We start from the raw sequence: 23,365 nt of genomic DNA, 5'->3' as shown, positions 1-23,365 counted from the left end.
ATTTAATTTGCAATGTGTTATAAGTTTTTTACCAACGAAACATCGTCGATTTGACATGTAGCATTAGCCATTCCATCAGTAAGAAAACCTATTTCAACCTTTCCTTCTGAAACCGAAATATTCTTTATAATTATAGTTTTCCAAGTAGGATTTTCATCCAAGATAGTTGAACTAAACTTTTCACCACCACTTAAAGCGTATATTTCTAGGTTATTAAATCCACCGCTATTTTTTATTTTCGCGGTCAATTGATACCATCCATCTTCCAGTTTTACATAAGGTGTTGAAGTTATGGATTGAAAAATTTTTCGTTTAAAATTTACTTTATCGCTTATATTCAAACTTTTTTCACCAACAACTGTTTTTCTATCCGTTTCTGAATTAAAATAATTTAAAACTGGTGAAATATCCGCACTAAGAGTAATAGTATTGCCTTGAATAACATCAGTAACCCAACCTGTCAATTCGAGTTGTACTGGTTTTACGGGACTTGGAATATGCCTACGATCGGCTTCAAAACTTCCGTTTTTTACAAAATCATTATCTTCCGCTACATTCCAAGATCCTTTTTTCGTATCTAAATTCCAAGAATGAAGTGAATTGAAATAAGGAGTGTCTCCATCAAATGACATGGGGCACCACTGGTTGTAACCCAAACCATTTCCAGCAAAATTAGCCCAGCGATCCCCACAATATACAATAGTTTCTTGTTGGGTTCCTTTTACTGAAACGAAAAAACCTGTTTGGGAGATATGCGCAAAATCATCGGAACTTCCTTTAGTAACGACCATTTCGTTTGTTGGCAAATAAGGGCCTCTAATAGCATCGGCTACCAGATAATAGGCGAGTGAGCCATCCCAACCATAAATATTTGAAGCATACATATAGTATTTATTGTTGTACTTGAACATACAATTTCCTTCCCGACTTTCTCCCTTGAAAACTTCTGTACAGTCCAACAAATTCACTTTTCCGTCTTTGACACCAATTTCAGAAACGTATATCTTGTTTCTTCCGTTTCCATAAGAATAAATTAAATAAGACTTCCCAGTATCATCATCTGTGAATACCGTTTGATCTCCGGTATTACTCGTCCCAATCATTTTTGTCATGTTTATGTGTTGGTGGACTTTAAACTCATCCGTTGGTGAATCTGAAGTAGCAATTAGCACTTCGCTTCCATGCTGAACAAATAGAGCATATTTATTTAGTTCTTTAATGTATGCTACTCCCAATCGTCCTACCCATGTTTTTCCTTTCTTATTCACCTCGTCCTTAGTCAAAACATCACCTTCAAAAGTCCAATTAACCAAATCAGTAGAGCTATAACAGGGTACCGATTCAAATGTGACTTTGTCATAAGTTACAGTTGGTGTATTGCGATAGCTATCAGCTTCAGCATAATGAACCCCATACCAATAATATTTTTTCACTCCTGTAACAGGATCTTTAAACTTAAAAATACCTCCACCTTGACTGTTGATTGGTTGGCCATCTTTGGTGTTCCAAAACACATCATTTTTGATATTAGCAGGCTGTGCAATTATATTCCCGGCCGAACAGATTGCTATAATGAAAGCGCACAATATTTTGTGGTTATAAAAAAAAGATTTTAACATGATTATCATACTATTTAATGATTTTAAAAATATTTTGCATTTCATGCCCAGTTTAATAATAATCCTTATTATTTATTTTAATGTTTATTATAAAAGACTGTACACCATAGTATTAAGTCGTTTAAATTAAGTGTACATTTTAATAAGATACTGCTTCTACTAGTCCATCTTAAGAGTTCAATCTACGAACTCTTTTTAGATTAAGTAAAAATAGATTTTAGCTTTGCAATTGCTATCCTGCAGCATCCTGTTTGTTATCCAATTAACATAACAGATAGTACAGGATACAGAAAAGAATCGTAAAGTATAAATTTGTTAAAGTGTGTGTTGTTTAAAATAGAAATAAATACAAATTATAAAATAAAGTAAAAAATGAAGAATGTTTTAAGATTGTTAATTTGCCTTATTGGATTTTCGCAAATAACATTTTCGCAAAATTATACTAATGATACTTTTCCTGATGGAACAGTGATTCCCAATTGGTTTACCGATTATTCGAAAATTGAATTGAAAAATTTAGGAAAAAAATACTGCATTACGGATTATGGTGTAAGTAAGGATAGTACAAAAATTCAAACTATCGCTATTCAAAAAGTAATCGATAAAGCGGCTGCCAATGGGGGTGGAGTTATTGTTATTCCGAAAGGGGTGTATTTGAGTGGGGCTTTGTTTTTTAAACCTAAAACTAGTTTGTATATTTCTGATAAAGCAACTTTGAAAGGATCCGATGATATTTCAAATTATCCTATTATGCCTTCAAGAATGGAAGGTCAAAATTTGGATTATTTCCCCGCTTTAGTAAATGCTTATGGAGTCGATAATTTCTCTATTTCTGGAAAAGGAACCATCAACGGAAATGGCAGAAAGTATTGGGATGCCTTTTGGGCAAGACGCAAGATAAATCCAAAATGCACCAATCTTGAAGTGTCAAGACCTCGATTAGTATTCGTTTGGAACTCGAATAATGTTCAATTTCAAGACGTAAAAATGATTAATTCTGGTTTTTGGACCAATCATTTTTACAAATGCAATAATTTGAAAATAATAGATGTTTATATCTACTCGCCACACCAAAAAGGCGATGCACCAAGTACGGATGCCATAGATCTTGATATTTGTACCAATGTACTTATAAAAGGTTGTACAATGTCCGTTAATGACGATGCTATTGCATTAAAAGGAGGCAAAGGGCCTTACGCCGATCAAGATATAAACAATGGTCCAAATGCTAATATTATTGTTGAAGATTGCCAATTTGGATTTTGTCATTCGGCATTGACAAACGGAAGCGAATCCATTCATAATCGAAACGTGATTATGAGAAATTGCAAAATAGATGGAGCTTCGATAGTATTACACCTTAAAATGAGACCCGATACACCACAACGATACGAATACATCCGTTTAGAAAATATTAAAGGAGAAGCTAAAACTTGTCTTCTTATTTTGGGATGGAAACAATTTTTCGATTTGAAAGGTAGACCAGACGTTCCATTATCCTATGGTGATCATATAACATTCAAGAATATCGATTTAAAATGCGAAACCTTTTTTGGTGTGGAGAAAGATCCAAATGTAATTTTATCCAATTTTACATTCGAAAATCTGAATATTGAAACAACTAATACAGCTATTGACAAAAGTATAATAAAAGGATTCAGTATTAAAAATGTTACTATCAATAAAGAACGAATAGATTAAATAGTTGTCTGCAAGTAATTTATTGTAATAAAAAAAAGGTTTGATGAATTTAATTTATCAAACCTTTTTTTATTCTTCAGCATTAAAAATGAGGTTGTTAATTGTAGTAATGCAAACCTTTACTTGTTGCATGTAAGCCATTAAAAACGAATTACACCCAAATTCTAATCTTATTCTTTTATGATTTTTAAAATCACAGAATTTGTTAATCCAACTTTTATAAAGTACACACCTTTAGCTTGATTTTCTATATTTAATTGAACTTTACCATTATTTACAGGATAAGATTTTTTAGAAATGGATTGCATTTGTACGCTGTATAATTCGATAGTTGTTTCTTGAATTGAAAGTGGAAGAGTAATTTCGAAAATTCCTTTTGTTGGATTTGGATATGCCCTGATAGCATCAGCAGTCAAAGTATTTGAAGCCACGCCTAATTGTGCACTTGAACAACCATTTAAACCAACTATTTCTCCTGCTGGAGTACTAGGACAAGTATCATTTGCATTTACAACACCATCGTTATCCAAATCATTTGCATTTGTAATAGCTTCAAAACTAATATAATCATACATCAAATGGCTTACATCTCCTGAATTGGAAGGCATCACCAGTTGGATATAATTGCTTCCTGCATGTAATTTGCTCATTGGAATATCGACAACTGTAGTGGCATATTTGGCATGATTGGATTGTCGTAAAAAGGCATTCCCGCCTCCAAGAGGAGGATAAAAGGCAATTGGAGTACCACTTTCAGTATTGATATAAATCCATTGTTGTGCATGGTCTGAACTGGCATACGCAATTGTTAGTTTTGCATTTCCAGTATTTGGCATTCCAACAGGCATATCAAAATTAATTTTCCATAACCAGTTTCCGTTAATTGTTCCATCTGCATTATAATATTTTGAGTGTACATAAGGTAAAGCAGTACTCCAGTTTTTATCGGCAACATTATAATTGATTGGATTAGGAAAGGTTGTGTCGAATTTTTTTTGAATAAAACCCTCACAATAATCAAAATCACCAAACTTATATTCGCCAGCGGTACGATCTGGAACTCCAATATCCCATACTAAACTTCCGTTAGTTCTTGGTTTAGACCAAACCACATTGCCTAAATTATTGGTTCCTCCCGCTGTTACAATAACATTGGTCATTGAAAATTCGTCGGTAACTCCATCGCTATAAGCAAATAAGGTGTAGCTACCTGGTCGTACATTTTTGATATCAAAATTTCCAGAAGCATCTGTTTTTACCCAATACTGATAATTTTCTTCCTCAAATTGCCATTGCCCCGTAGAATCATCACTTAATTGGGTTACTCCAATCCAAGCATTTTTACCTGTAACATTTGGTTTGAAATTGTCTTTTATTGAAAAATTACCTTTAATATTTCCACGTCCAGCTGCAAGTGGATATTCGGGTGTGTTGGTAAGCCATGAAAAAGGCCATTCTAATTCATCTTTAGCTGCTCTAGTCTTTGCATCATCCCAATTAGCGGTTGCAGTTGATTTTTGATTGCCATAGATTAAATAGGGTCCGTATATTTTCGACCATTCTTCATTTTGAAGAACTTGAAAGCCTTTTGAATTATAATGCACTCCATTCATACAAATATGAATTATACCTGCTGCTGCATTCAAATCGTGATGAGTTGGTCCGCTATTAAAATATTCGTGATTGGCAGTAACTGCCCAAATTCCTAATGAATTTTTATCCGATGTATGGCCATACGCTTTCAAACTAATTAAAGGTTCACTAAACTCGTATTTACCGTCATATTTACCAGCACGTACTCCTGAATCTATTTTGATGATTTCTGGAATTGATGTTGGTGACCAAGCATCAGTTGGTTGAGGCATTTGCCATGTTTTCAGATCATTTACACAAATTTTGTCCGTAATACTAGAATCTATCCATAACACTTGTCTCCAAGAGCCTAAGTCAAAATCAGGGTATGCTGCTTTATGCCTTAAAATAGAGTAGGTGTAGAGTCCTGTGTCTCCTTTTTTAAGCACATAGTGGATGTCTACATCGCAACGAGTTACATTTGTTCCAGGTGTATAGGGTCTAAATAATGAAACATCTATATAATCCGCAGTTTCTTCCTTTACTGAAAACGTAGCTCCGCTAATTTGTTCAAATCCTTGAGAAGTTACAAAATCATAATACCCTCCCGTTCTGGAAGTAGCGGTAGATTGATATAAGGTTTCTACACCATTGATTTTCATGGACATTAGGTTACTTGTATTTTTTTCTATTTTTGCTTCGATAATACCATTTTTAAGTAAAATATAAGTGGGGTATTCTGTAAGCATACTATTAGAATCTTGAGGGATGTTTACTGTGGTTTTGGCCCCATCATAACTAACTGCTAAGGTTTTTCCACTAGGACATTTAATTTTGCCGGTATTAATATAACCTTGTAAAACAGTTTGTTTATCACCATTTACAACTAGAAGACCAATCCCACTAATATATATTTGCCCATTAGTTCCAATATTTACTCCAGTTGGTACATTAACTGCTCCACCTGTGATATTTAAATTTGCTATTGGATTTCCTGTTCCTGTTCCAACTTCAAGATACGTTCCAACATATACGGCACCACCAGCAATATTTGCAGTTGCATTACCACCTGTTCCATAGCCAATATAAAAAGCATTTTTACTATAAATCGCTCCTCCATTTACATTTAAGGTTGCATTTGCTGATTTTCCTAAATAAACAATATTTCTAATATTAATATTTGCAGGTGATTCTAATGTGATGGTTCCATTTAAATTATCGCTATTCCAAGGTAAAAGATTTCCTTTTAATATGACATTTGCATTCGCAGAAGTGTTAAACCTTCCAGGTCTTTTTGTGATGTCAGAAGCACTACCACCAACATGTATTAGATTATTTGGCGTTCCAGCACCAATTTCAAATGTATACGACTGTATGTCTGTATAGCTAAGAGTCGTATTATCCCAGTTACTTGCATTATAAAAATCAGTACTTACACCTCCAACCCAAGTATAGGTTTGAGCAAATCCAGTATTTATGATACTTAAAAATAAAATGGTGATGATACTAAGCAAATTTTTTGTAGTTAGTAAAGTTTTATTCATGGTTAAATCAAGTTGTTGGTTTATATTGTTTTAGGCGTTAATACGTATTGTTTTTAATAATTTTTATGTTCTTGAATTATCCAACTAAAGTATCTTTTTAGGTTGTAGATAGTATCCTGCCGTATCCTGTTGTTTGGATTTATTTCCAAATCCAGTTATAAATCTTTTATTGTTGAAAAGTTTCCGACAAAATGGAATAGGGTACAGGGTTGTTTTTGTTCAAATTGATGTAAAAATAATCCAATGCGACTCCTGCATCAACCATATAGATTTTTAATTTATTGGTTCCCTTGATAATAGATTTAAGAGCAATTTTTTTAGACGCTTTATTCGATAATACATTTTGCTTCCATTCTTCACTTCTGCCAAAAGTTGTGAAATCAATTATTTGAATAGGTTCGTTATTCCATTGTACTCCAACACGAACTCCTTGTTTATTTGTTATGGGTAGAGTAGGTAGAGTGTACAAAAAACCTTGGAAAAAGTAAATAAATAATTTGGGAATCTACTGCCTTTGCTATTATTGAAACACAATCGAACAATCAGAAACGGTAAAGGGTAATAAATTTCACAAACCTGAATATCCTTTTAAGAAGGATATTTTTTTTTAATTTTTTAATCCATTCTCTTGCCAATAGGGTGTGGAAAGGTACTGTGGGATGAATGCCATCCCATATTCAATACCCTATAGGTCCTTTTTTTACGGTTTTTTCTAAAACCAGTGGCAAGTTGACCAAAACTGCATCATATTCCATTGCTAATTTTTGAATGATGTTAGCTTTTAGATTGTGGCTTGACTACAATTCTCAAAATTAATTTTTCTTTTTCCAACTTGAGATACAAAAGGCAGGAACAAAACCAGTATTACAGCAGAATTGGCATTCTTCGAATCTAAAATCAATTTACGATATTTGTTTTCGAATTCTGCACTACTAATAGCTGTTGGTTTTTTATCCATTTCGGAAATCACATCATTAATTCCAATTAAAATACTGATGATATGTGGATTTAAATCTAAGGCATCACTTTGACATTGTTTTTCTAAATCGGATATGGTATTTTCTGTTATTCCATTATTGATAAAATTATGGTTGTCTTTACAAAATTCTGCACCAATTTAGTTAGCAATTCTTTAGGCGTATCCATGACCCATAATATGATTTGGATCTGCATTTCTTCCTCGATTCCCATCGGTTATAGAATCTCCTTGAAATAAAAAAGTTAAACTCTTATTTACTTAACCGGAATCATAATAAATAGAAGCCCTCATTAATTCCAAAAAAATCATTGCCATTAAAGACACTAAAGCTGATTACGTCTCGTGTTCTCAACATTAATTCTTTAATTTATGGTTTAACCAATAGATAATATTGTTTCTTGTTTTTTCGGATACTGTAAGCCACAGGCTACTACCAATATTGTCTGGCACAATATTTATATGAAAAAGGGTATGCTGTTAAGTTAGTAACCTTTTATCAGTAAACCCTTTTATCCAGATGAAACTATTACAGGTAAAAACAGATAAAAGTGACTCGAAATCTATCTGTGAATATACTTGTAACAATGAAGTGCCAATTTATGCCGTAAAAGACAAAAGTTAAGACAAATGTTTGCAATTACTTCGTTTGATGGATACTTATGTAAAACATCGCGCCGCTATTTATAACCACATTACCTAATCTAAAAAGACTTGTTTTTTAGCTCAGTTCTTCTTAGTTATAGCTTCATAAATTTTTTTGTAATTAGTTGATTATTTTCATTTATTAAAATAAAGTATACACCTGTTTTTAACCTATTTAAATTGATACTGTTTTGGCCTTGATCAATAACGACTGTTTTAACTATACGACCAGTAATATCATAAATCGAAACAGTTTGTTTTGTTATAATACCATTAATACTTAATGTGTTTTTTACAGGATTAGGGTAAAGTAAGATTTTGTCTTTATAAAAGTCTATATCCGTTGTGCTTAGTTTTTCACAGTTATTAGCGTCTGCACCTTTTAAAGTAGGCGTTAATCGGGTATTAGTAATTAGAATTTTATCTAATTTTGCCCCATCTTCACGGTATCCAATTTTTAATGTATGAGTACCTATGCTTAGGGTATAATTATTAGCCTTACTCCATACCCAACTAGTGCTAGGTGCTATATTATTCCAAGAAAACCAAGTGCCATTATCAATACTAATCCAAAAAGAGTCATCAGAGGTATTAGGAGCAATTGTACGAGCCCATAAACCGTAGTCTCCTGCTTCTGTAACATTAAAGTTATAAATTATTTGACCATTAACATCTGGAGCTACAGTACCACTTGTATATCCAACTTTAATAGTTGTGTATTTTTCATTCGACGCATTGATGTCTGCTAATACATCCCACAAATTGCCAACGTTTCCACATTCAGATTCTAACCATATGGATGTTGTACCAATATTGTCTTCTGCTGTTGCACTGGTTGATGTACTTTTAGTGTTTCCGTTAATGTCGGTGGCTGTTACCCAATAATAATAAGTAGTTCCTTTAACAACATTTACATCTGTATATTGTGTTGTGCTATTAGAGAGAATTGCGAGTCGTGACCTACCTGTAGGATTACTATCGGTATCTCTAAATACTTGTACACTTGCTGTTATGTTTTTCAAAGTCCAATTTAATGTAATTGTACCTTTATCAGCATTGGCAGTTGCAGATAATAATATAGTACCATCTCCTCCAATTTTTCCATCTACAGTGGCGTTAAAAGATTTTTGTGTTACACATTTTGCTTCACTTGTATAGGTTGCGATGTAATCTCCAGCTTGACTTACTTGAATATTATTTAATGTGATTTCACGAGTAATAGCTGAAAAAGAATTTGGGCCAGTCCAACTCCAAGACCCACCAGATAGTGGAGTAGCAGAAAACACGACTTTGTTACCAGAATTAACAATTGCCTTATTCGTTTTTTCTACAAGTCCGTCATTAACTTGTGTATAAAGTACTATAGGTGGACAAATAGGGTCTTCTTCAAAAATACCAATAAAAGAAGCAGTTGTATTACCCGTTGTATATGAAAATAATGGATTTGTGCTTAAAGTAGTTCCATCAGTACTTTGCCATTCTTTAAATAGATATCCATCAAAAGGATATGCTTTTAAAGTAATATTTATTCCAGAAGTAAAACTTTGACTTCTAGTTACGAGTCCTGCGGCTACATTATTTTGAGATACGGTTATATCATAAACAGGTTTAATTGATGGGACTAATAGATTCATAGAAGGAAAAGAAGAAGCTTGTTCTTTAATTCCCTGAACTACGAGTCTGGCCATTTCTATTGCTCCCATTCTTTGAAAATGAACATTATCAGCTTGCCCATTAGAGTATGTTGGATATTCACCTATTTTAAGATTCATATACATAAAATCCCCTGTATATAAACTACCTAATGGTTCCAGTAAAGGAACAGTGGCTTTGTCTAAATCAATTAAAGGTGTATTAAGTTGAACGGCCAATTGTCTTGTTGCTATAGGGTAATCGTGATAAGCATCATAAAGTGTTTCAGGAGTTGTATTGTTCCAAGCATTTCTTCTTAATGTAGCTACTAATACACATGTAGCACCTTTAGCTTTGGTTTCATTTACAAACAAGGTAAGGTAATCTTGAAACCCTGTAAAAGGTGCAGAATATCTTGCTACATCGGTAGCAGCATCATTTATTCCAAACTGAACAAAAACATAATCCCCTGGTTGAACATTTTTTATTACATCTGCCCAATAGCTATTGTAAAAACTTTTTGCGCTTGTTCCTCCTATAGCTCTATTGTCTATTACAACACGTGTTTCATCAAAGTAAGATTGTAGTACTTGGCCCCAACCTGTTTTTGGGTAATAACCAGAAGTGTAATCGGATACTGTAGAGTCGCCAATAAGGTACACAACAGATATGATCCCTCCCTGGCCTAAATTAATCTTTATAGATTTTACTACTTCTTTTCCATTATTATCTTTGGTTTTTAAACTGTAAATACCAGCTTTTTTTATTTTAAGTACCTGTCCTTCGATTGGTAACTTTACGTTATTAAAATACCAACTATAATTTGAGGATTCTGGCGCTATAAGTGTGCGATTTTTTTTATCTAAACTAATCTTCGATAAGTTTGATGCACCAACATTAAAACAGATTAAAATCATAAAAACTATAGTTATGATTTGTTTGTTCTTTTTGATAATATTCATTGATTTATATGTTTTTAAATTTTGTTGTCTTATTACAATAGTAATATACAAATCTACTATCAGACATTTTTTTAATGAGAAATAAGTAAAAAAAATAAGGTAGAAACCAGTTTTTGTGTAAAAAAATGATTATTCCTTTCAAAATACATTTAATTTAAACTTATTTAATTATTTCAACCTATTCCTCTAATTTTTCTACATTTATTTTTTGTCTAATCGAAATAGGGATGCTATCGTAAATGTCTACCAAATCAAAAGCATTATTAAGTTTTGTTCTTAGTAAAGTTTTATTCATGGTTAAATCAAGTTGTTGGTTTATAATGTTTTAGGTGTTAATACGTTTTGTTTTTAATAATTTTTATGTGCTTGAATTATCCAACTAAAGTATCTTTTTAGGTTGTAGATAGTATCCTGCCGTATCCTGTTGTTTGGATTTATTTCCAAATCCAGTTATAAATCTTTTATTGTTGAAAAGTTTCCGACAAAATGGAATAGGGTACAGGGTTGTTTTTGTTCAAATTGATGTAAAAATAATCCAATGCAACTCCTGCATCAACCATATAGATTTTTAATTTATTGGTTCCCTTGAGAATGGATTTTAGAGCAATTTTTTTAGACGCTTTATTCGATAATACATTTTGCTTCCATTCTTCACTTCTGCCAAAAGTTGTGAAATCAATTATTTGGATAGGTTCGTCATTCCATTGTACTCCAACACGAACCCCTTGTTTATTTGTTATGGGTAGAGTAGGCAGGGCATATAAAATTAATTCTGGATCTAAAAAGGTATTCAAATTATCCAGTTCGATTTTGTATTCAACGTATGGAGCTTCTTGAGTTAAATTTTCCGTTTTTATAGATGGTAAATTGAAAGGTAATGCTTGCATCACAGCTTTGCTATATCCAAGACCATCAATTTTTTCCCATTTGAAGGGGGGATTATTTTGAATTGATGTAAAATTTTGAGCATAAACAACAACTTTATCTTCCATAGCCACGAAGGAATTTTTGGGAAGATTGGCAAAACTGTCATCAATAGTTATAGTGACAACCTTCTTTTTAATACCATAATTGATAGTGAACTGGGCATTTTTAGTTTGTTTTTTGTTCCATTTTTTCCAATCTATACTGATTTGAATTCGGTCATTATCACTAATTTTAGCATCTAAAATTCCTTCCGATTTTGAGGTGATCATCCAATCAGGTAATTGTTCTAATTTCCAGTTCTCTTTTACATTTTTTTTAAGAAAAATATCAATAAAATGAGACTGATTCGAATTTGGATAAAAGCTAGGTAATTTCAGTTCTGTTTCGTCCAGTTTTGTTGCATTTTCGACCATTAGTCCAATGGCTTCCGATTCAATTTTAATTGGGATTTCAACTTTTGGAAGATCAAATACAGGCAACTTTCTCGGTTTCATATCCATCATTAAGTTCCACTTTCCATTGGCTAATTGGGTATTGTAAAACTGAGTCAATTCGGCTATTTTATTATAAGCAGCTTCTGATTTTAGCGCATAATCATTAGCATTCCACCTACCTTGTTTTCCATAAATAATGGCTTTGTCGGCATATAAAAACTTTTTGTTCATCAACGAGGCTCCTTTTACAGGATAATAAACCAACTGAAAATAGGAATCTTGCAAGGATTTTGGAATGGTGGTTTTTAGAGTTTCGACCTGATTTTCTAAATTTTGATATTGGTTAATGCGGGTTTGGTTTTCGTCCCCAAAAAAGAACGGATTATACCCAGTTTGAGCAATTTTTGTAGTAGGTTCGGTTTGACTCCAGCCCATAAATTCAGGTTTTCTTTCAAAAGCTAAATCATAATATCTCCATTGAATATCAGCAATAGATTTTCCGTAGTTTTCTCCAAAAATAGAAGAGTAGAAGTGCATCATGTGTTTTTTAACATTTGATGCATCCTCAAATGGAGAGGCATCGTATCCCATATCCATAAAAAGTTGCATCGCATATTCGGCAGGTTTGATATCTCCAACATTCAAAATCCAAATGTCTTTGCAGTTCGCCTGATACGCCTTCATCATTTCTTCTCGAATCAATGCTGGATGTGTAGTACTCAGCCAAAGATAATCGTGAGGTCTTCCCCAATAGGAAGCGTGATAATATACACCGCCGCCGCCCGAACGTTTTTGTTCTTGTTCATTGCTCAACCTTCGGATGTATCCATAATTGTCATCTGTCCAGACTAAAGTGATGTCCTCTGGAACTTGTAAACCTTCCTCGTATAAATCCAAAACTTCCTTGTATACCGTGAAGGCTTGGGGAACTTTGGTTGCATCAGGATTGAGGTGTTTTTCAATTAAATTTCTTTGATCTTCAATTACTTGGGTCAATAGTTGAACGCCTTCTTTGTTGGTTTTGACTCCTTCCATTCCACTATCGTGTACTCCTCGCATTCCGATGGTGAAAATGGCATCTACATTTTTGCTTTCTTTTACGCGGTCTTCCCAGTATTTGAAAACATTTTCTTTATTAGTAACATAATTAAAATGCCCCAATTCTTTTTCGTTCCATTCATCGACATTGTTGCGCAACATAGGTTCTGCGTGCGATGAACCCACAACAATTTGATACGCCTCGGCTATTTTGGCATTGCCGGGAATTTTGAAAAAAGCCGTCGTTCCTTCGTGCATCGCTGGCCAAATTGAATTGGCTTTCAATCGCAATAATAATTCAAAAATTTTCGCATAGGTTTTAGGACCAATATTCCCAACTTCAGGTTCGAAGGTTTTGGAAGCCCAAGGTCGCAATCCCCAGTCTTCATCGTTTAAAAATATACCTCGGTATTTAACGGATGGAGCTTTTGAATAAAACAAATCCTGTTTAAGTACCAATTCATTTTGATGCGTAACAGGAACATCAGCCCACCAATACCAAGGTGAAACACCCATTTTTTGAGACAAATCATAAACACCATAAGCAGTTCCTCTTGGACTTGTTCCTGCAATGACAAATGCTTTTCTAATCTTGGAAGTTGGATTGTCAATAATCTGGAACAGGTAACTTTCCCATTGCTTTTCGAAACCTTTCCTATCTGTTTTTTTATCCAAAAATGACTGTACCAACTCCGATTGATAGTTTCCTATAACAATTACATTTCCCAATGCCGTTGCCTTATTTTTGGTAACTAATGGTTTAAAACCAGTAACTTTAAAAATATCTTCCGCTAAAGAATAGGCCAAAATAGAATCTAAAACTTTGGTATTATCATATAAAATAGTAGTCTTTTGGTCTTTGGTAAACACCTCAAATTTAGATGAAACCTCAGTTTGAGCTTCAATTTTTGGAATAAACAATAGAATTAACAAAATTGATAGCAGCGTATTTTTCATATTAAAATTTTAAATAAAAATGGATACAATTAATCAAATTTAATTATATCCAATAGTGTTATTTTAAAGAAATTAAAAACTTATTTTAAAGGCAGTAATGCTCTATTATTGAACCATAATTTTTTTACTAGTTTGTTCAAAGTCATGGCCTTGAATCACTAAAATATAATTCCCAGACGATAATCCATCTCTTTTTAATGTAATGGTGTTTTCTCCTTCTGAATAGGTTTTTTGAGGGATATCAAGTACTTTCATTCCAGCTAAATTATATAGAGTCATTCCTATTTTTGAAGTTGTAGTAAGATTAAAAATAACCTTCGTTTCTGTAGAAAACGGATTGGGGTAGTTATAAATTCCCTGATTTAGATTTAATTTTTGAAATCCTAAAGTACTATCATATTCAAAACAACCTAAATCTGGAGCAAGTCCTTTAAAAGAGAACCCAATGTCAGTTCCGGCATCAATTAATTTAGTTGTTGATTTTAATCTTAGCAAATTATTTACAGGCAGGCTGCCATCTTCTTGTCTTGGGGCTGTTAATAGTGATTCGTCTACACTTAAAAAATCCGAACTATTGATTGCGAAACTTAAATCAAAATAATTATTGTTTAATGTGCAGCTCGCTTTGTCTATGTCTGTCAATTCAGCATATTTTGCAGCATAACCTAAATTATTTGCCATTACATGACTCCATCCGGGTACATCAGTAAGATAGTCTGCTGCAGTTGCTGCTTTTCTATTGAGCATGTTGTAATTTCTATTATTGCGGTAGGCCGTATTGTTATACCAATTACTACCATTAAGATGGTGGTTGGAGTAAAATCCACTTTGCTTGTTTGCCACAGCCATACAAAATTGAATGGTGTTTCTAGGTACTGGATTAGGTATTTTATCTAGAGTAGTAGATCCATAACCACCAGCCTTAAACCCATTGCCGTCGCCACGACTAGTAACAACATTTGTAGTGGTATTAACGGAATAACCATTGTAAAAAGCCCAACAATTATCTATCAAAACGGGTTCTCCAGAGCTTATTAAATCAAAGCCATCATCGCTATTGTACCAGGCACGACATCCTCTAAAAATATTGTTTTTATTGCCCATAGGCGCGTGACATCCAAAACCATCGGTGTTTCCGCCAACACCTCCTTCAGATACCGAATCCCAATTTCTATAAGCATCACAATTTAATATTAAGTTATTCGAACCCTTCAGAATGTAAACGCCAATTGCCATGCCATCGTGCATTTTTATTTGTTCGAGCGTATTATTGCTTCCTTGAATCTCGAAGCATTCGGATTGGGTATGCGCTGTTATCGTGACTTGAACACCAGTTATTTCAATCCCTTTAATACGAATATTACTTCCATTAATATAAAATGCTGTAATTCGATAATCAGCAGGTTTAATATTTTTATAATCAAATATCGGGGTTTCGTTAGGATAGGCCAAGTAACTTATCCCGCTTTTGTCTAGCTTTGTTACATATACCCAAATACTATAATATTGGGCTATTTGGTCTACTCGCATCGTATAAAGTCCACCTCTAATATAAACAGTATCACCAGAACTAGCTAATTCCTGTGCTCTTTTTATGGTTTCAACTGGATTGTTTATATCTCCAACATTGGCATCGTTACCATTTGGCGCAACATAAAAATTAGCCGCAAAAGAGCACAAACTGCTTAAAAATAAGGTGATGGTTAAAATACTATTTTTCATATGTAGTAATTATATGCAATGTTGTTAAAATAATAGGGAGGAAATTATTTTTTTTAAAATTAAAAAAAAACTTACTCAAATTAAATTCTTGGAAATCTAGTTTTTACCATCAAATTCGAAGCAACCTAAATCGGGAGCTTTTCCTTTAAATGGGAATCCAATATCAGTTCCTGAATTTATCAGTTTACTTGAAGGAGCTAATTTTAAAAAGGTAATATTGGGAAGACTACCATCAGCTTGTCTTGGTGCTGTAAGAAAAGTTTCATCAAGGCTTACAAAATCAGATGCGGTGACGGCGGTATTGTTTGAATCAAAATAATTAGTTTTCAAGATGCAACGTGACTTATCAATATTTGCTAATTCCGCTACTTTAGCTGCAAAACCTAAGTTGTTGACCAGTTCGTGATTCCATCCAGGACCATCAGTTCCAAAGTCAGTTGGGTTCAACGCCAAACAGTTCAGCATATCATAGTTTACCCTGTTTTTGTAGGCCGTATTATTGTGCCAATAGTTTCCTTCTAAATGGTGATTAGCATAAAAACCAGCTTGCTTATTTCCAACTGCCAAACAAAAACGGATTGTGTTTTTTGGGATTGGTGAATAATTGGCAATGACATCGTCATAAGGTTTTCGTCCTTTGGCATAGCCACCCGTTTTAAATCCATTTCCATCACCACGACTTACAAAATCAGAAGTGTAACCATTATAAAAAGCCCAGCAATTTTCTATTACAACAGCTTCGGCATTATTGATTAAATCGAATCCATCGTCACTATTAAACCAAGCGCGGCAACCTCTAAAAATGGTATTGACACTCCCTTTTTTAAGATGCGCACCAAAACCATCTGTATTTCCTCCTTTTGCACCTTCTGAAACCGAATCCCAGTTATTGTAAGCATCACAATTTAAAATAAGATTATTGGAGCCAGACAACATATAAACGCCAATTGCCATACCATCGTGCATTTTTATTTGTTCCAATGTGTTATTATTTCCAAGAACCTCAAAGCATTCCGACTGGGTATGGGTTGTAATCGTAACCTGAACCCCGATTACTTCGATACCTTTGATGTGAATTTTATCTCCTTTGACCAAAAATGCGACAATGCGATAATTGGCAGGTTTGATGTTTTTATAATCAAATACTGGAGTTTCGTTTGGAAAAGCAAAATAGTTGATTCCGTTTTTATCCAATTCGGTTACATAAGCATAGGCACGTTGATAACTCGCTATTTGATTTTCCCTCATCGTATAAATACCGCCCCTGATGTAAACAGTATCTCCGGCGCTAGCCAATTCTTGTGCTCTTTTAACAGTTTCAAGTGGGTTGTCTTTAGTTCCAGTACTGGTGTCTTTTCCATTTGGAGCTACATAAAAATCAGTTCCATAGGAAGAAACACTAGTTAAAAACAGTGCAATGATGATGATTAAATTTTTCATTTATCGGTGATTTTATAGATCTGAAAAATAGTTAAAATTTGTCCTTTCGTGTATTTCGCTTTCTGATTCTAAAAATATTTACCGCAGATTAACAGATTAAAAATTTAGATTCTGTGAAAATAATTTGCGAATCTGCGGTTTAATTTTTTTTATTTAGACTTATAGTATGCTAAACCCAAATTTTGGACTTGAAGTCCATAACAGTGGTTTATTTTGATTCTTTCTTAAGATCATTCTTAGGAATTTCCATATAATCACTGAGTCCACAATCCCTCATTTTTTTCAAACTTTCAGCAACAGTCAGTGCATTCAGATTGGCTCCATCAACACCAGTGTGTGTATGATCTTTTGGGAAAAATTCTTTTACTTTTTCTTTACCTAAAGTTTCATATTTTGCAGCTACAAATTCATTCAAATCAATAAAGCACGCACCCGCTTTTTCTGCTGAAACTTTAGACCATCCGCCATAAGATTCATTGCGACGTTCTACTTTATCATGTGGCCATTCATTTCTTGGAGTCTGACTTAAAACAATCGGAATAGCTCCTTTTTCTTTAGCTTCACTGATAAACTTATCCATATACCAACCAAAGGTGTGTACTGTTTCCATCAAACTATCCGCGCGATTTACCATTTGGGTTTCGTCGCCGTTTCCTTTAAGAGATCCTCTAAATTTTTCTTTATCTATGGAGCCAGGATCATTATGTCCAAACTGAATCAGCACATAATTTCCAGGTTGCAATTGTTTTTTTACTTGATCCCACAATCCTTCAAAGGTGTAGGTGCGAGAGCTTCGGCCCCCTCTGGCTTTATTGATTACCTCAACTCTAGTAGTATCGCAGTATTTAGGGAATTCTACTCCCCAACCCACTGCATTAGGATTGTTGCCATTATTAGCCATAGTAGAATCGCCAATTAAGAAAATCTTTTTCTTTGCTGGAAGAACAATTTTGGGATTGTCTAAAATGTATTTTTTTAATGTATTGTCGCTCGCTTTCAATCCTTCAATGATAGCAGAAGAGGACATCACAGCACCTTTTGCAGAAGTATGGGTATGATCTCTCTGGTAGAAATAAGTTTCCGTAACGTTAGATTCTCCTAATTTTTCCATTTTAAGTGCCATTCTATCATTCAAATCGATAAAAGTCACGTTCTCTTTTTCGGCAATTTGCTTGGCCCATAATCCGTAGGATTTATTGTTGCGAGGCACTTTTCCTTCTTTCCAATCGTTTCTAGGTATAGGAGAACAAATTATCGGAATAGCTCCTTTTGATTTCGCTTCACGAACTACTTTCTGAATATACCAACCGTAAGAATGCACTATTTCGTGTTTCTTGGTCAACATATTATCTATTTCTTGGGTTTCGTCTCCAATCCCTTTGATCGTTCCTCTAGCTCTAGAATCATCATTTAATGGACCATCATCATTATGGCCAAATTGAATCAAAACATAATCTCCTTTTTTAAGTTTCTTACAAACAGCCAGCCATAATCCTTTATCTTGATATGTTCTGCTGCTGGTACCTCCCAAAGCATGGTTTTCAACCGTTACTTTAGAAGAATCTAAAAATTGTCCAATATAATCTCCCCAGCCCCAAAGTCCACCATCGCCCTTTCCACTACCATTTTTTACGGTAGAATCGCCAACCGTGTAAACCATTGTCTTTGTTTTTGGATTGCCTGTAAAATTCATAAAAAACACCGCCAAACCTAGTAATGGAAGTAATCGAAGTAATTTCATCTATGTGTAGTTTTTATTATTGTTGTTGTTCTTTTTCTATATTATTGAAATTTCAATTGCTATTGAAATTGCTATTAAAATTGAAATTGCTATTGAAATTGTTTATTGCTTTATCTAAAATCAAACCAAAGTTTCATCGTTATTCCTTCATCTCCACTTTTTATCCGAATACTTGTGGGTTGACTTTCGGGACCTTGTTGTTCTATGGGTTTAAAAGAGCGCATCGCCGGAATTTCATACATAAACGAAATGTCTCCTTCTGGAAAAGTAGGTTGCGGATCACTTCCAGGGAAACCATTTTTAGGCATTTCAGGAGTAAATAATCTGAAAAACACATTTTCGGATTCGCTGAATACTTTAAAGGAATTGGCTCCCGCTTTTAGGCTTGCGCCAAATAAATTCGCATGATAGCCTTTGAATTCAGGATAAATTAGGTTTTCAAAACTTTCTCCAGTTATGGTATTGTTGTATTCTTTTTCCCAAAGTCCGTAGGTAGTTCCTTTGATTCTGTTTTTCCAAACGTGGTATGGGCCTCTTCCAAACCATTTGAAACCCGTAACTCCTTTTTCTGGAAAACTAAAAGTAATTCCCCATTTATTGATTTTATCCTCAAAAAAAGCACCATCAAAACCACCATTATTTTCTCCATTTTTCAAGGCTAATAATTCCATTTTAAATCTACCATCAGGACACATCGTCCAGTTTATAGATTGCAAGCCTCCAATATAGTTTACGGTGCAAATGGCATTTTCTCCTTCTTGAGAAAGTTGTATGTCTTTTAGTTTAGCTTTCATCCCAATCGGTCTTGGACCATTAGAAAGCGGAATCAAATTAACATCATTATTTACCCTAACAATTTCACCAGTTGTAGCATCTAGTGTAACTTTGATTTCGCCACCTTTTAGTGTGATTTCATTCCCGTTTTGTACCGCAGTTGCTTTGGTCTTACTTTCTTTGACTAAAAGAAATTTTTCAGCAAAATATTTCGCTTTGTGAATAGGCCAAGACCATGTGTAAATTTCTTTATTATGATTGTCTAAAGCTGTAATTTCTACAAAATCTCCTTCATAGAAATTAGTAGGAACATCCATATGAATTTTTCGAGTTTCCCCTGGTTCAATACTAGGAATTTCTATTTTTCCTGAACTTATAGCAGTAGCAATACTATTCGAATAAAAAACATCCTTATCCGATTTCATGATTTTATAGCTCATTGTACAGGTGTTCAAATTACTAAAGATATAATCATTTGAAATCAGGAATGATCCATCAAAAGATGCGGTAATTTGCTTTGGTTCAAATTGTATCGGAGCCCAAACTTCTTTAACGGTGAAAAAACTGCCTTCTTTTTCTCTATGTGGCCCTAACATTCCGTCAGGTGCCAAAGATCCTTTCGAATCATATTTTAAATCGCCCGTCCAATCCGAACGTCTTACCGCTTCGTCAGAAAACACCCAAATAAATCCTCCTGCAAAAAGTGGACTTTGTTTATAGCGTTTCCAAAAATCTTCTAAACCTGCGCCAATTCCGTTATCATACGTTCCGTGCATAAATTCCGTGGGAAAAAATACATTTTCACCCGAATTAAAACGATGCATTCCTGTTAAATAAGTAGGGTAGTGGTGTGTATCCCAACCATTGAAATCAGACCAAGGATGAATTACGATTCGTTTTTGAGGGTCATATTGCGCAAAAACTTTATCCACTTCGTAATTCCAACCGCCTTCATTTCCATTATCCCAAATGATAACAGAGGGATGATTTACATCGCGCATTACCGTTTCTTTTACTAATTGGGTTCCTACTTTTGTATCATAGGCATTTTGCCAACCTGCTAATTCATTCAAAACAAATAACCCAAGAGAATCACAAACTTCCAGAAAATGTTCGTCAGGAGGATAGTGACTGCGCACGGCATTCATATTGGCACCTTTCAATATGGTACCATCCATTATACTGAGACGTTTACTCGTACTTCTCCCAGATTCTGGCCAAAAAGTATGACGATTGATTCCTTTCATCAAGATTTTTTTACCATTCACATAAATTCCGTCTTGTTTTTTGAATTCTAATGTTCTAAAACCAATTCTTTTTTCTAATTGATGTACCGTCTTTCCATCTTGTTTTAAAACCAATTGTAAAGTATATAAATTTGGAGTTTCAGGACTCCATGGTTTTACATTATCAAATTTGGCTGCAATTTGTTGTTGCGAGCTTCCTTTTTTTATGGGGAAACTAAAGGTTTTAAATTTTTCACCATCCAATCCTTTTAAAGTTGCATCTACAGTAGTATTTTTAGTAATGGCCGTTAAATCCATATCGATAGTAATGGCACCATCCATTTTAGGATCTACAGCAATATGAGTGATATGTGTTTTTGGAGAAACCTCTAACCAAACTGGACGGTAAATACCTCCAAACAGCCACCAATCGGCTTTTCTTTCGGCAGCATTTACTGAATTATTGCTTGAATGTTTCCACACGTGTACTTCCAAAAGGTTTTTAGCACCAATTTTCACCAATGAAGTGATATTATATTTGAATTCATAAAACCCTCCTTGATGAATAGGGCCTGCTAATTTTCCGTTTATTTTAACTTCGGTATCAGTCATTGCTCCACCAAAAGCAATCAGAACTTCTTGATCTTTATAATTGGCTGGTACTTCAAATTCATATTTGTACAAACCTTCTTCTTTACTAGGTTCTTTTTGGTTCAATTCTTTATACCATCTGCCATAGGTATATTCGCCAAAACCTTCTAATTCCCATTGGGATGGAACGTTTATTTTGGACCATGTTTTACTATTATTACCTCCGGTGCAATAAAAATCCCATTGTACAGGATGTTCAAAATCTTGACCGGATAGCAATACTTTTTCTGTTTGTTGGGCAAAACTATTAATTGTAGAAAAAAGAGTTAATACAATAATAGCAATAAAAAGATGTTTGTTTTTATGTAGCATACATAGTGGTTTCAATAACGATTAATTACCTTCTGGTTTCACAATTTCAAAGCGGGTACTCATAGGCAGTGTCCAGTTTGAAAAAGCATGTGGTTTTGCAGGATTATATGATGGTGTTTCTTTGATTAAACATTTTTTTAATGGAATATCTAGCTTTTTAATTCCTTCAACAACACCTAATGCAATTTCATTAGCACCAAAACTATTAAAATGCGTATTGTCTTCTAAAGCTTTGTCTTGTCCCGGGAAGGTATTTGCGGGATATTGTACAAATGCTTTTCGTGAAGGTTCATCACCCCAACTTTCGTACATTTGAGTAGTCATTTTTGTCACATCAATAAGTGGTACATTTAATTTTTTTGCAACGGCTCGAACTGCATCAGGAAAATCTCCATGTGTAGGTTTTAGTGTTCCATCTCCATTAAAAGCACGGCGTTGTGTGGGTGTATTCAAAATTGGAATAGCTCCTTTTTCTCTAGCCAATTGTACATATTCTGTTAATAAATCAGAATAAGAACCCCAAGCACCATTACCTTCTCCTTTTACTTTTTCATCATTATGAGCAAATTCAATAATCAAATAATCTCTTGGTTTGATGACGGATAATATTTTTTTTAATCGACGACCACCTTTAAAAGAATTCAGAGCTGAACCTGAAACAGCATAATTTGCAATTACTACTTTATCATCAAAATAGTTGGTAATAAATTGACCCCAGGAAGCCCATGGCTCAACATCTTGATCGGTAACAGTAGAATCTCCAGCTAAATAAACAACAGTTGCATTGTCGATTGGTGTGATTTTAATGCTTTGTACAGCAACTATTCCTAAAAATTCAAGCGTCAGTTTATCATCCCAATTCAAATCATCGTTTTCACTACTTCTAAGACTCATGCTGGTTGTCGCGTCTATTTTAGAATTTCGAACATTTACATTAAAAGTTTTAGTAAATTGTTTCCCTTTTTGAACAACTTGTTCTTGTAGCATCAATCTGCGTGATTCGGCTTTTATAGTAACATTTGAAGCCGCTTCATCACTTCCTAAAGTAACTTCAACTTGGTAATTTCCTTCTGGAAGTTTTACAGAAAAATAAGTTGGTTTTTTTGTTAAAAAATAAATAGCATTTATCGTTACATTCTCGGCAGTATCATAATCAAATCCATAACCTACATTAGAATTATAATTTACTGGAGAAGTAATTAAAACTCCTTTTGAGTTTCTATTTATAGTTCCAAATTTGAACAATTGAGCATTTTGCACTTCAGAGTGAACTAAATCTTTTTTGAATGTTCTCCCGTTATGCACGGCCAAAATTTTGCATGGCATACAATAAAAAATAAGAAGTACGAATAGTGTGCTGACTTTTTTCAATTTTATTAAATTTTAATATTTTAGATATTCAAAACTAGTAGTTCTATTTAAATATACTGTCCTGTACTATGGGTTGATATTAATAAAAATTAGGAACTCGTATTTAATAACCGATAAATCT

General features: G+C 33.9%; 11 protein-coding genes. 1 reads left to right on the top strand and 10 read right to left on the bottom strand.

The features are described 5' to 3' along the window. Positions 1-17: 17 nt before the first annotated feature. Entirely contained in the window at positions 18-1,619 is a 1,602-nt protein-coding gene (locus tag E0F76_RS13080) for a family 43 glycosylhydrolase (RefSeq protein ID WP_246022059.1), read from the bottom strand. A 372-nt stretch (positions 1,620-1,991) separates the two neighbouring features. Here E0F76_RS13080 and E0F76_RS13075 point away from each other — a divergent pair, with 372 nt between their 5' ends. Beyond that, complete coding sequence (locus E0F76_RS13075; protein WP_132006794.1) at positions 1,992-3,320, top strand: rhamnogalacturonidase; 1,329 nt, start codon at positions 1,992-1,994, stop codon at positions 3,318-3,320. Positions 3,321-3,490: 170 nt separating this feature from the next. Here the strand turns inward: E0F76_RS13075 and E0F76_RS13070 are convergent, their stop codons facing one another. The 9 genes from E0F76_RS13070 to E0F76_RS13030 all read right to left on the bottom strand — a co-directional run bounded on the left by E0F76_RS13070 (position 3,491) and on the right by E0F76_RS13030 (position 23,199). Further along, on the bottom strand, positions 3,491-6,436 hold the full coding sequence (locus tag E0F76_RS13070) for a polysaccharide lyase family protein (RefSeq protein ID WP_132006791.1): 2,946 nt from the start codon (positions 6,434-6,436) through the stop codon (positions 3,491-3,493). A gap of 166 nt (positions 6,437-6,602) precedes the next feature. Further along, positions 6,603-6,905 (bottom strand): hypothetical protein, encoded by a 303-nt coding sequence (locus E0F76_RS13065; protein ID WP_132006788.1) that lies wholly within the window; start codon positions 6,903-6,905, stop codon positions 6,603-6,605. Between the two features lie 1,247 nt (positions 6,906-8,152). Beyond that, entirely contained in the window at positions 8,153-10,651 is a 2,499-nt protein-coding gene (locus E0F76_RS13060; protein WP_132006785.1) for a GDSL-type esterase/lipase family protein, read from the bottom strand. A gap of 461 nt (positions 10,652-11,112) precedes the next feature. Then, positions 11,113-14,007 carry a glycosyl hydrolase 115 family protein gene (locus E0F76_RS13055; protein WP_132006782.1) on the bottom strand — a complete coding sequence of 965 codons (2,895 nt, stop codon included), beginning with the start codon at positions 14,005-14,007 and terminating at the stop codon, positions 11,113-11,115. A 105-nt stretch (positions 14,008-14,112) separates the two neighbouring features. After that, entirely contained in the window at positions 14,113-15,729 is a 1,617-nt protein-coding gene (locus E0F76_RS13050) for a right-handed parallel beta-helix repeat-containing protein (RefSeq protein ID WP_165932703.1), read from the bottom strand. Between the two features lie 96 nt (positions 15,730-15,825). After that, positions 15,826-17,169, bottom strand: coding sequence for a right-handed parallel beta-helix repeat-containing protein (locus E0F76_RS13045; protein WP_132006779.1), 1,344 nt, complete (start codon positions 17,167-17,169; stop codon positions 15,826-15,828). 208 nt (positions 17,170-17,377) lie between these two features. After that, positions 17,378-18,910 carry a rhamnogalacturonan acetylesterase gene (locus E0F76_RS13040; RefSeq protein ID WP_132006776.1) on the bottom strand — a complete coding sequence of 511 codons (1,533 nt, stop codon included), beginning with the start codon at positions 18,908-18,910 and terminating at the stop codon, positions 17,378-17,380. Positions 18,911-19,020: 110 nt separating this feature from the next. Continuing rightward, the gene (locus E0F76_RS13035) at positions 19,021-21,873 is read right to left on the bottom strand and encodes a glycoside hydrolase family 2 protein (protein ID WP_132006773.1); all 2,853 of its coding nucleotides are present in this window, start codon (positions 21,871-21,873) and stop codon (positions 19,021-19,023) included. A gap of 21 nt (positions 21,874-21,894) precedes the next feature. Then, the gene (locus E0F76_RS13030) at positions 21,895-23,199 is read right to left on the bottom strand and encodes a rhamnogalacturonan acetylesterase (protein WP_132006770.1); all 1,305 of its coding nucleotides are present in this window, start codon (positions 23,197-23,199) and stop codon (positions 21,895-21,897) included. Positions 23,200-23,365: the final 166 nt, after the last annotated feature.

It is taken from the genome of Flavobacterium cellulosilyticum, from assembly GCF_004349355.1.
Classification (GTDB): domain Bacteria; phylum Bacteroidota; class Bacteroidia; order Flavobacteriales; family Flavobacteriaceae; genus Flavobacterium; species Flavobacterium cellulosilyticum.
Note: the sequence above shows the minus strand (reverse complement) of the source record. Positions and strands in the feature narration are given on the sequence as shown.